The organism is Kytococcus sp. HMSC28H12, from assembly GCF_001816045.1.
GTDB classification, from domain to species: domain Bacteria; phylum Actinomycetota; class Actinomycetes; order Actinomycetales; family Dermatophilaceae; genus Kytococcus; species Kytococcus schroeteri.
The window spans coordinates 1-10629 of sequence record NZ_KV824461.1; the positions used below are offsets into that span (position 1 = coordinate 1).

The window sequence follows — 10629 nt, forward strand, 5'->3', positions numbered from 1 at the left end:
CATGACCCACGCTCAACTCCGAAGAGCCGTACAAGCTGGTGTTCGCCACCGTGAGGGCCCGATTGGCGACGTCGCCGTCATCAAACGCATCCGGGTCGTAGTCGCGGCGTTTCCACTCCGTCCCTGTCCTCTTGGCATGATGCCGATAGAGGCGCCGCACGCGGGCTCCTTCACGCCCCCGCAGCTGCTGCATGGTCAAGGTGGACACGTCCTCACCGGGAAAGCGCAGCTCGTACATCCTCCGGGCCACCGCCAGGCGCGAGCGGGTGTTGGAGACGAGCTCGGCCTGCCGCACCAGGAGCCGCGTAGAGCGAGCCAAGGATCGACCACTGGCGTAGTACCGCACACCGTTCTCTCCCACCCAGACGACGGACGCTCCGGAGTCGCCGAGCAGGGACATCGCCGCGTGGGTCACGCGCATGCCGGGCCCGAGGAGGAGACAGCCCAAGGCGGCGGAGGGGATGTGCACCACGCCGTCTTGAACCGTTGCGGTCACGGCGTTCCCATCCCGATGGACCGTCGCGTGTTCCAGGTAGATGAACGAGAGCCGGTGCGCCACACGCGTCAGCTCCCTGGCTTCCATGCGACGCCCCGGCCCCGTCATGCGGAGCCCTCGACCGCCGGCCGCAGGGTCATCAAGCCGCACCCGTAGGCCTTCGCGCGGCCCATGCCCGAGACGAGGGCCTCTCGAAGCCGCTGGGCGTCCGTCACCTGGAGGATGCCGTCGAACTGGGCCATCCGGAGCGTCACCTTGGCTCCGCCGCGGCCAGCGTCTTTCCTACCGAACCGCTCGTCCTGACTGTTCGACACCATCACCGAGGGAGGCTCAGAGTCAGTCGCCGACGGTTCCTCACCGGGAACGTACAGCTCACCGCCCTCCAGCGGCAGACCGAAGCCCCACCCCTCCGCCCGGCGTGCCAGCCACCACAACTGCTGGGCCGGGGTCACGTGCGGCAGGATCTTGCTGCGGGCACCGGCCTGCGCCACGTTCTTTACCGGGTTGGCCGTCAACCGGAATCCCCAGCTCTGGCCGGTGCGCAGGCGCGCCAGGAACGGCCCATAGTCCGTCGATGACCACGACTCACCGGCCCAGCCCGCCTGCTCCACCACGTGGGTCAGATCAGGCTCCACGGGGCTGACAACGTACAGCACGTGCCGATGACCGTCGTGGTCGAGACGCCACAGAGGGCGCCCTTCCATCTCCTCGTGCCTCTCCGGCGAGAAGGCCGCCATCACGGCGGCGTGCATCGCCTGACGGTTGAACACGATCTTCCGGCCGCTGCGCGTCGCTGGATTCACTGCCATGCGGGTCAAAACCGTCATGCCCCAGCCACCGCCTCCCAGAACGGATCGAACGCCTCTCGGCCGTCGGGGTTCTCCACCACGTGCGGCGCCGGCATGAACACCGACCGCCATGCGTAGTCACGGTGTCGTGGGTCGAAGCTGACCGGGACGTCGTGGACCCGCTCCTCGACCTCCTCTCCAGGACGGGCATCACGGTAGATGCTCAGCGGAACCCGTCGTGGCCGCGTCCGCCGGTGGGTGGCGGAAGCCTGCCACTCCACCTGCCGCAGCGCTGCCTCCACGTCGCCGTCTTCCAGTCCCATGACGAGGTCATGGCTCACCGGACAGGAACGGCGCCCCAGGTACAGCGGGTACCGCGGTGAGCGGAGCGCTCCCTCCAGCCCCCGGAGCACCTGCTCCGGGCCCGACACGGCCACGACGAAGCACGCGTCTTCCAGGTAGTAGCGGTTGCTCAGCCTCGCGGGCGGCCCCTTCCGCCAGTCGATGGCGGTCTGGTAGTCACGCAACAGGGTTCCGGGCTGATCCACGCGCACCCCGAACTCCAGGGCGACGAGGTCCTCCACGGTCTCGGTACGACGCCGCCCCTCGGCTGCTGCCAACAGGCCCACCACGGCGGACTTCGTCGGGGTGTGATGGGTCCGTCGCTCGGTGTAGCGGCTGTCGTCGCCCCATGACTGCAGCGGCCCTCTGAGCCGCAGAAGAAGTGCCGTCATGCCACGTCCCCGCGGATCTCGGCGTCGAGCCGCTCCAACAACTCGGTGCGGTTCACGCGCTCGCCGACAGGCTCCAGTGCCTCCGCCAGAGCGTCCGTGGTGATGACCCAGGCAGCTCGGGGGTGGGCGTCGTACATGTCGTCGAGAGAGGCCGCCTCAGCAGCCAGCTTCTCTGCCGCCACACGGCGACGGCCACCCGCGGCCCCCTCCACCACCGGCTCCTCGAAGGCGTTCACCCAGGAGACCGGACGGTCATCCCGCACCACGACGACCACCGCCTCCGGCAGGGTGGTGTTGGCAAAGCTGTTCTGCTTGCCCGAGGGCATGGACGTGATGAACGCCTTCACGAAGGCGTTCACCGCACGCTGCGCCATCTCCTCGGACCCCAGGTTCTCGCCCAGCGATTCCAGGTCGATGTTTGCGTAGCGGTACAGGGTGGACGACGTGAACGTGACCGTGCCGATCATCCCGGCACCGGACTCCTCAGCACCCTCGGCCATGTCGTCCACGGCCGTGAAGTAGTCGAACTCCGGCTCCGAGGCACTCACCCCGATGGCATGGGCCACCTGCACCGCTGCGTCCACGTTGTAGGCCGGCTCATCGGCAACCATCCGGCCGAACATCGCCACGTCCACCGAGTGGTCGTTGTCGACGATCGCCGCGGCGTCCTTCTTGGACCAACCCGACTCGGGGTCGGCGTTGACCGCCTCGGCGGCACGGGTCACCTGCTGGTCACTGAGGAACAGCAGGTAGGACACCTCGGAGAAGATCGCGTCCAGCTGCTCCTGCTCGGTGGCGTCCTTCTTGAGCTTGCGCTTGGCCGGCTTGAACCCGGCCTTCGCCAGCAGTGCCTCTGCGCCCTGCGCCGCGGTCAGCAGCAGTGCACGGTGCTGCTCGTCCTCGAGACTCGGCTGCTCGATGCCCTGCAGCTCCACCGCGCGATAGGCGATCTTCTCGACGACCCGCTTGGTGCGCACCCCCAGCTCGGACCGGTCGAGGTAGTTGGGGAAGTCGCGGCGGATGGCTCGCTTCCACGCCTGGGAGGACACGCGCTGGCGGGGAACACCACCGAAGGTGGCGGACTTGGGCGACCCCGTGTCGTCGCGGTTGATGTTGTTCGGCGGCAGGGTCTGCAGCGCGTGGATGTCGATGAAGGTGCTCATGGTCAGGTTCTCCTGTGGTGTCGGTGTCGGAGGGGTCACTCGGTGCTGGTCGTGGCAGCGGGGCGAGGGTGCAGGGAGGCTGCGTAACCGCGCCCCCATCGAATGACGACGTCACGCCGCCGGGCAGGAGTGCGCAGCCGGCGCAGGTCCTCAGCCAGTCGGCCGTAGTCCAGGGGGATGGAGTGCGCGTTCAGCAGCCCGATGAGGGATCGAAGGTGATAGCGGATCCCTGCCTCAGTAGTCGCGAGCATGAGCGCGTCCAGACGGGGCTTGATGGAGCCGCTCTCCGTGCGACGACGCAGTGTCCCGACGGCCTCACCGAGGCTGACGCCCGCAACGTGCATGGGTTGCGCGTGGGACTGCTGGTGGATGCTGAAGAGGGTCACTGCCACGAAGGCAGCCCACTCGGAGTGCGAGGGCGTATCCCCTCGGCCGAGGTCTCCCTCCGGAAGCTCACCGAGGACCTCCTCCGAGACCTCCCACCACGCGCGGGGGTCCTCCCCCGGTTGCTGGGCTGCCGCACGCCGAAGCCGGCTCAAGACCCCACGCGCTCGCGCGGACCGCTGGGCATCCTGCCCGAGGAGGTCCCGCTGGAGCCGGTGGGCGGCTGCGGCCACCGCCTTGTACAGCGACGGCGGACTCGCCTCCGTCGCCTCCGTCTCCGTGTCGGTGACAGTCATGGTGTCCCGTCCCTTCTCGTCGAGGTCTCTGGTCATCTCGCGTGCTCCCCAGGTCGGGGTGTCGTTGCCGTTGCACCCAGCTCCTTCTGGAGCCGGTGCCTCAGCAGCGACCACGCGGTGGCGGCACTGGTCAGCCGGCCGTCCTCCCCCTCACGCCCGACGATGGCTGCCGGAGAGACGCCCGCCGTCAACGTCCTGGCCTGATTGACCACGAGGTCGTTCACCAGACGCAACCACTGGTCACGCTGCGCCACGAGGTCCTCCGTGGGGGTGAAGCGCGCCAGCCAGTCCTTGAACGGTTCGTCGAACATCGCGAGGGCTGTCTCGGTAGCAGCAGCGTCGAACTCGTACTCCCGCCCCCCGGCCTGTCGCAGCATGGCCGAGAACTGCCCCAGGGCGACGGCCACGTTCATGGTGGCCCCGGCAGCGGAGATCATCGTGTGCGAAACCGCCGGGTCGTTGGTCGCCAGGGCACTCAGGCGAAGCGGCGCCTCGTCGTGGATCGTCGACGTCACCACGGCGTCCTGCGTGCCGTACACCGCGCCGATGAGCTCCGCCGTCACGACGACGTCATCGTCCAGCAGGTCCATGTGCTCGTCCCAGAGGTCCCTCAGTCCGGTGACCGTGGCCGGCGGGTGGACCGTGGCGGAGGCGTCCTCGTGGTGCTTCAGCAACGGCTCAACGCCTCGCCACAGAGTGCGTACCTCACTGTGCGCGCGCGGCATCCAGACGTCCTTTCCCGCCTTCTTCGACTGGGGCTCGCTGAACCGGTAGGCCGTCATCGGGTCGGACATCTCGTTCTGGGACTCGATGCGGTCGCCGTTCGCCACGAGAATGCCCGTCACGCGACCCTCCTCCCAGAACAACCGCACACGCCGCGACTGCCAGGTGAGCAGGTCACAGGGCCCCGCAGCACGCTGAGCCCCCCGCGCCGCAGCGGTGCTGACCTCCTGCTCCCACACGGGAAGGTCACGAGCCATCGACTCCCCGAAGACCACGGACAGCGGGGTGTTGAGCGCCAGGGTCTCCGCGAGGTTGCGCCCGTGGAGGACAACGGTCCCCGCGCGTCCGCTCCACCCGGTCCCGATGGGGTACCCCTTCCCTCCCTTCACCCGGTCATCACCCACCGCACCGGACTTGATGCCCGAGTAGTTCCAGGCCTGCAGGTGGACGAGCCACCGAGCTGCCTCTGCAGCGGCCACGGAGTCGAGGCCGTCCGCCGCTCGCACGGAGAAGTACGGCGACTCCGCGTCGGGGACCAGCTTGGTGATGGGGTCACGCTTGCCGGACGCAGTGGCCAGACCCGCCACCTGCATGAACGGCTGGTCAGGGTGTCTCAGGTCCCACCGCGGGGACATGTCCCCCAGGTACTCGGCCACGCGTCGCTGCGACGCCTCATCCTCCGACCCCGTGAACTGCTCGACCCACCATTCGGCCCGCCCCGAGGCACCAGCCGCGGCAAGTCTCGGGTCCCGGTGGTGGGCACGCCAGAACACCACCAGCAGCAAGCGCAGGAGCGCGGCGTCCTGCTGGGGCGACTCACCCGCGATGCGCTGGATCTCCCGCGCCCGGGCCAAGACGTCCATTACCGAGAGCTCAACACTCTCCGCGGTGTTCAGGAGCACGCGCACCCACGGTTCGCGGATGAGGTCGAACCCTTCGGTTGCCGTCGTCTTCATCGTCATTCCTTCTCCTCCAGAAGTCCGAGTTCCGCGTCGTACCGCAGCCGGTGACCCGCCACCGTGGCACGCCCCTCCGCGTCCACCATCAGCTGCAGCTGACCCCTCAACGAGGGCGATTGCTGCCACGCGAGATCCGTCTCCGCCTCCAACTGGTCGAGCGCGGCATCGAAGAGCCACGGCTGAGAGAAGCGGTGGGGCAGACGCACCGACGAGGCCGCAATGTGTTGCGCAGTCGGCCACGGCGGCACCTGACCGGTGGACACGACCGGGGCGTCGGCACCTCCGTCCAGGAGCGTGTACCCACCACTGGCCGAACGCGTCAGGAGAACCTCGATCGTGGGCGACGAGTCCCGAACCTGGGCCAGACCCCGTGCCTCACCGCCCGCGGAGTCCACGTCGCGGGAGTCGATCGCCCAGAGGGCGCCGAACCGCTCGGCGGAGCGGGGGGTGTCCAGGAGGAAGGTGGCGGCGCGGGATCGCTGATCCGCCGTGCGCGCGTCGAGCTCGGCGGCAGCCCGCTCCCACGCGTCTGCCCACGGAGCCGGGATCTGCGGGGCTGCGGAGTACACCTCGCGCACGAGGCGCGGAATGTCGCTAGGAATGGACACGCTCGCGCCTCCCGTGTGGAGGCCGAGAGCTGCGGTGGATGCGAGGAGCGTCGCGCGGTCGTAGACGAGCACCTGACTCGGCTCGAACTCAGGAGCCCCGTCGTCGCTGCCCCACGACTGAGCCCCCCTTACGTGGACGCGTGGCACCCGGGCCCACACAGGCCGATCGCCCACCGGGCGCGTGTGACGGTGGACGCGGCCCGCCCGCTGCAGCACGAGATCGACGGGGGCCACATCCGTGACCATGGCGTCGAAGTCCAGGTCCAGGGACTGTTCCACCACCTGGGTCGCCACGACGATCCGCCGTGGGGGGCGCCCTGCTCCGCGCGCGGCCCCAGGGCCGAGGTCATGGAGCAGCTCCCGTTCCTTCGTCACGCGGTCCGAGGCGATGAACCGGGCGTGCACCAGCCGAGCATCGCTGCCGACGAGCACCCGAGCCAGCCGGTAGGCGTGCTGGGCGCGGGCGACGGTGTTGCAGACCACGAGGAGACAGCCACCCTCGTGCTGCACACGGGACATCGCCGCAGCCAGGTCATCATCCTCATCGGACATCGGCCGCACATCCAGGCGGAGCTCACGCCCGGAGCGTTCTGACGTAGTGGCCGTGACCCCCTCGGCTGTTGCGGCCGTCAGGACGGGGTAGGCATCAGCGGTGTCCGGCACCTCCGTGGACTGTGCCGGTGTGGCCGTGAGGCCAGCCCGGTAGGCCCTCACGAGCTCACCCCTGATGCCGGGCGGCAGGGTCGCGGAGAGCAGCACCACCGGCACCCCGTAGGCCCCCAACCAGTGCAACGCACGCTGTAGGTAGCGCCCCATGTATGTGTCATAGGCGTGACATTCATCGATCACCACGACCTTCGACGCCAGGGCCAGGTGCCGGAGCATCGAGTGCTTGGCCTGCAACGCCATCAGCAGGACCTGGTCCACGGTGCCCACAGCGATGCTCGACAACAAACCCTTCTTGCGGCCCGTCAGCCACTGGTGCGCCACCACCGACTCGTGGGCTCCCGGTGCATCAACGGCCACGCTCCGCACGCCGAGCCCACGGCGGGGAAGTGACCGGGCCTCATCGTTCAGCGTGGCTTTCGAGTGAGCGAGGAAGAGCGATGCCGGGCGCCCCGGCATCCCCGCCCGCTCGGCCCATGCCGCGACGCGGGTATAGAGCGCATCCGAGGTCGCCATGGTCGGCGCCGCCACGAACACCCCGGTGCGGCCGGTGGTGCGGGCGAGCTCCTCCGCAGCCGCGAGGGCAGCCTCGGTCTTGCCAACACCCATGGGCGCCTCGATGCACAGCAGCCCCGGCCCTGTGAACCCCCTGGCCACGCGGAGCGCATCCGCCTGGACGGGCCAGGGAGTACGACCTCCGGGCCAAGCGAAGCGGACCGCATAGGCAGACCCCGCGTCCTCCGGCAGCGGCTGCGTGGCCCACGGCTCACCGAGATCAAGGTCCATCCACGCCCTGCCCGCGCGCCTCTCCGAGGATGCGTCATGGGGCACGTTGAGGGGGAAGAGGTCCTGGTTGGAGGCGATCCAGTCGCCCATCACGACCAGTCCGGACAACAGCATCAGGTGGTGCCGAAGCTCCGTCTCCACGGGAAGACGCCGGATGACTCCCTCGGCGCCGGTGAGGTGGGTGATCCCGACGAGCAGCTCGTCCTGCACGGCCCGCCAGGGACCCCCGGAGTCCAGGGCAGCTCGTTTTTCCATGCCGATCCGGGACGGCAGGCCGTGATGGGCTCCCACCACCGACGCGAGTCGCTCCGCCACCTTCTTCGAGGCTCCCGGGACGGCCGAGGGGAGCCACCTCTTGACAGCGCAGGCACTCCCCGCCGAGTGGGGGTAGCGGTCGCCGGCCAGTGCGGGGCCCCGCAGTGGCAGTCCGGCATCGATAACCCGGTCCGCGAACGAGGTCCGGTCCCCTCGGGCCATGAGCTGCGACTGGAACGACGGGGCGGCCTTGCCCACATCGTGGACGCCGGCCAGCCACGCCAGCAGGTTCGCGCCCTCACCGCGCAGGTCGAGTTCCGCATCGAGCCGGTCGCGGACCCCGGGCGCCAGCCACCACTCCCACAGCAGCCGCGCAACCGCCGCCGTGTCCTCGAGGTGGCGGGGAAGGCTGAGCCAGTCCTCAGGCTCCTCCCCGGTCTTCGCCCACAGGCTCCATGCAGCGCTGCTCCACTCGTACTGCACTGACACCTCCTCCAACGCCCGTTTCGACCTCGTACCCAGAGCGAGCGCGCCAACCGTTGTGTGATCCGCCACACCTGCCAGTGTCTTGAAGGTAGAGGACCGAACCCGTCTGGTCAACCCCCAAACCCCCAAGTTGAGAGATTTATACAATCCAGATCCCTGGTTCGGTGACTACAGTTCCCCTGCACTGAGGATTCAGTGATGAGCCCCTCTCAACCTGCGGGCTACCCGTGTTCCCGGACCCGTCCGGGATGAGGTGGGGTGACGCGCCACCCCGACACCACGCCGGGTGCGCGTCACCCCATCCCGCAGGGCTCGCGGCCTCTCGAGGACAATCCCACCCCCCTCACCCGGTACACCGCGCACCGCCCGCGACGCGCGGCGCGCAGGGCACTACGTTGGCTCCATGCCTCGCCAGTACCAGTTCCGCAACGAAGACGGCCACGAGACCGTCCAGATCGCCGTCCGCGGCCGCCAGGTCCTGGCGCGCCCCATGCTCAACCGCGGGTCCGCCTTCAGCCCGGAGGACCGCGACGCGCTGGGTCTGCGCGGCCTCATCCCGCCGGCGGTCAACACCATCGACGGCCAGGTGCGCCGCTGCTACGGCCAGTTCCAGATGCAGCCCACCAACCTGGCCAAGTACGTGTACCTGAACTCGCTGCAGGACCTCAACGAGATCCTCTTCCACCGCCTGGTGGCCGAGCACCTCGACGAGATGATGCCGATCATCTACACCCCCACCGTGGGTGAGGCCATCCAGCAGTTCTCCTCCACCTTCGACCGTCAGCGCGGCATCTACCTGTCCATCGAGGACCACGGCGGCGCAGAGGGCATCGCCTCCGCGCTGGCCGCCTACGGCAACGGCCCGGATGACGTGGACATCGTGGTGGTCACCGACTCCGAGGGCATCCTCGGCATCGGCGACCAGGGCGTGGGCGGCATCCGCATCGCCATCGGCAAGTCCGCCGTGTACACCACCGCGGCCGGCATCCACCCGATGCGGGTGCTCCCGGTGGTGCTCGACGTGGGCACCGACAACCCGGCCCTGCTGCACGACCCCAACTACCTGGGCCTGCGCCGCGACCGCGTGCGCGGCGAGGAGTACGAGGCCTTCATCGGCGACTTCGTGGAGGCCGTGCAGGAGCGCTTCCCCAAGGCCCTGCTGCACTGGGAGGACTTCGGCGCCTCCAACGCCCACAGCATCCTGGAGACCTACCGCGACCAGGTGTGCTCGTTCAACGACGACATCCAGGGCACCGCCGCCGTCGTGGTGGCCTCTGCCCTGGCTGCGTGCAAGGCCAAGGGCGAGCAGCTCTCCGACCAGCGCGTGGTCATCCACGGCGCGGGCACCGCCGGCATCGGCATCGCCGACCTGATGCGCGACATCATGATCAGCGAGGGTCTGGACGCCGACGAGGCCACCCGCCGCTTCTGGGGTCTGGGCAGCCGCGGCCTCATCCACACCGGCGGCAGGATGCGCCCCTTCCAGGAGCGCTACGCCCGCCCCACCGACGAGCTGGCCGACTGGCAGGCCGACGAGGACGGCAACTACTCGCTGGCCGAGACCGTGCGACAGGCCAAGCCGACCCTGCTCATCGGCACCTCCGCGCAGGCCGGGGCGTTCACCGAGGAGATCGTCCGCGAGATGACCTCGGTCACCGAGCGGCCCATCATCCTGCCGCTGAGCAACCCCACCGCCAAGGCCGAGGCCGTGCCGGAGGACCTGCTGGAGTGGACCGACGGCGGCGCGCTCATCGCCACCGGGTCGCCGTTCAAGCCGGTGGTCCGCGACGAGGTGACCTACACCATCGCGCAGGCCAACAACGCGCTGGTGTTCCCCGGCATGGGGCTGGGCACCGTGGCCGTGCGCGCCACCCGCCTGACCGACGGCATGATCACCGCCGCCGCCCAGGCCGTGGCCGACATGACCACCGTGGGCACGCAGGGCGCGGCCGTGCTGCCCTCGATGCGGGAGCTGCGCTCGGTGTCCGCGGCCGTGGCCGAGCGCGTGGCCGCCGCCGCCGTCGAGGAGGGGGTGGCCACCCTGGAGCTGGACAACCCGCGCGAGACCATCGCCAACCTCATGTGGACCCCGGAGTACCCGGAGGTGGAGGTGGTGGACTCCATCGAGACGCCGAGCGCCCGTCCCACCGACCCGGGCGCCCAGGGCGTGCGGCACACCGGTGACGACTCGCCGCTGAGCCGCTGGCGCCCGCGCCTGCCGCGCCTGAAGGGCTGAGGCAGGCCACAGGTACGGCGAGAGGGCCGGCTCCCCGGGTGGGGAGCCG

Annotated in this window: 8 protein-coding genes; 1 reads left to right on the forward strand and 7 read right to left on the reverse strand. The window is 69.5% G+C overall.

Annotated elements, in window-relative coordinates; all coding sequences use genetic code 11:
* From cas1e to cas3, 7 genes are all read right to left on the reverse strand, one after another.
* Window positions 1–583 (reverse strand): type I-E CRISPR-associated endonuclease Cas1e (cas1e, locus tag HMPREF3099_RS06255; RefSeq protein ID WP_070705202.1); only part of this gene is annotated, 583 nt, incomplete at its 3' end.
* Window positions 584–600: 17 nt separating this feature from the next.
* Window positions 601–1323, reverse strand: coding sequence for a type I-E CRISPR-associated protein Cas6/Cse3/CasE (gene cas6e, locus HMPREF3099_RS06260; RefSeq protein ID WP_070705203.1), 723 nt, complete (start codon window positions 1321–1323; stop codon window positions 601–603).
* Window positions 1320–2018, reverse strand: coding sequence for a type I-E CRISPR-associated protein Cas5/CasD (gene cas5e / locus HMPREF3099_RS06265; RefSeq protein ID WP_070705204.1), 699 nt, complete (start codon window positions 2016–2018; stop codon window positions 1320–1322). Before cas5e ends, cas6e begins: the two co-directional genes overlap by 4 nt.
* Window positions 2015–3181, reverse strand: a complete 1167-nt coding sequence (cas7e, locus tag HMPREF3099_RS06270; RefSeq protein WP_070705205.1) for a type I-E CRISPR-associated protein Cas7/Cse4/CasC — start codon at window positions 3179–3181, stop codon at window positions 2015–2017. Before cas7e ends, cas5e begins: the two co-directional genes overlap by 4 nt.
* 35 nt (window positions 3182–3216) lie before the next feature.
* Window positions 3217–3897 carry a type I-E CRISPR-associated protein Cse2/CasB gene (gene casB / locus HMPREF3099_RS06275; protein WP_083323556.1) on the reverse strand — a complete coding sequence of 227 codons (681 nt, stop codon included), beginning with the start codon at window positions 3895–3897 and terminating at the stop codon, window positions 3217–3219.
* Window positions 3894–5540 carry a type I-E CRISPR-associated protein Cse1/CasA gene (casA, locus tag HMPREF3099_RS06280; protein ID WP_168168461.1) on the reverse strand — a complete coding sequence of 549 codons (1647 nt, stop codon included), beginning with the start codon at window positions 5538–5540 and terminating at the stop codon, window positions 3894–3896. Before casA ends, casB begins: the two co-directional genes overlap by 4 nt.
* A gap of 2 nt (window positions 5541–5542) precedes the next feature.
* Entirely contained in the window at window positions 5543–8341 is a 2799-nt protein-coding gene (cas3, locus tag HMPREF3099_RS06285; RefSeq protein ID WP_168168462.1) for a CRISPR-associated helicase Cas3', read from the reverse strand.
* A 406-nt stretch (window positions 8342–8747) separates the two neighbouring features.
* Here cas3 and HMPREF3099_RS06290 point away from each other — a divergent pair, with 406 nt between their 5' ends.
* The gene (locus HMPREF3099_RS06290) at window positions 8748–10580 is read left to right on the forward strand and encodes an NAD-dependent malic enzyme (protein WP_070705207.1); all 1833 of its coding nucleotides are present in this window, start codon (window positions 8748–8750) and stop codon (window positions 10578–10580) included.
* The last annotated feature ends 49 nt before the right edge of the window (window positions 10581–10629 follow it).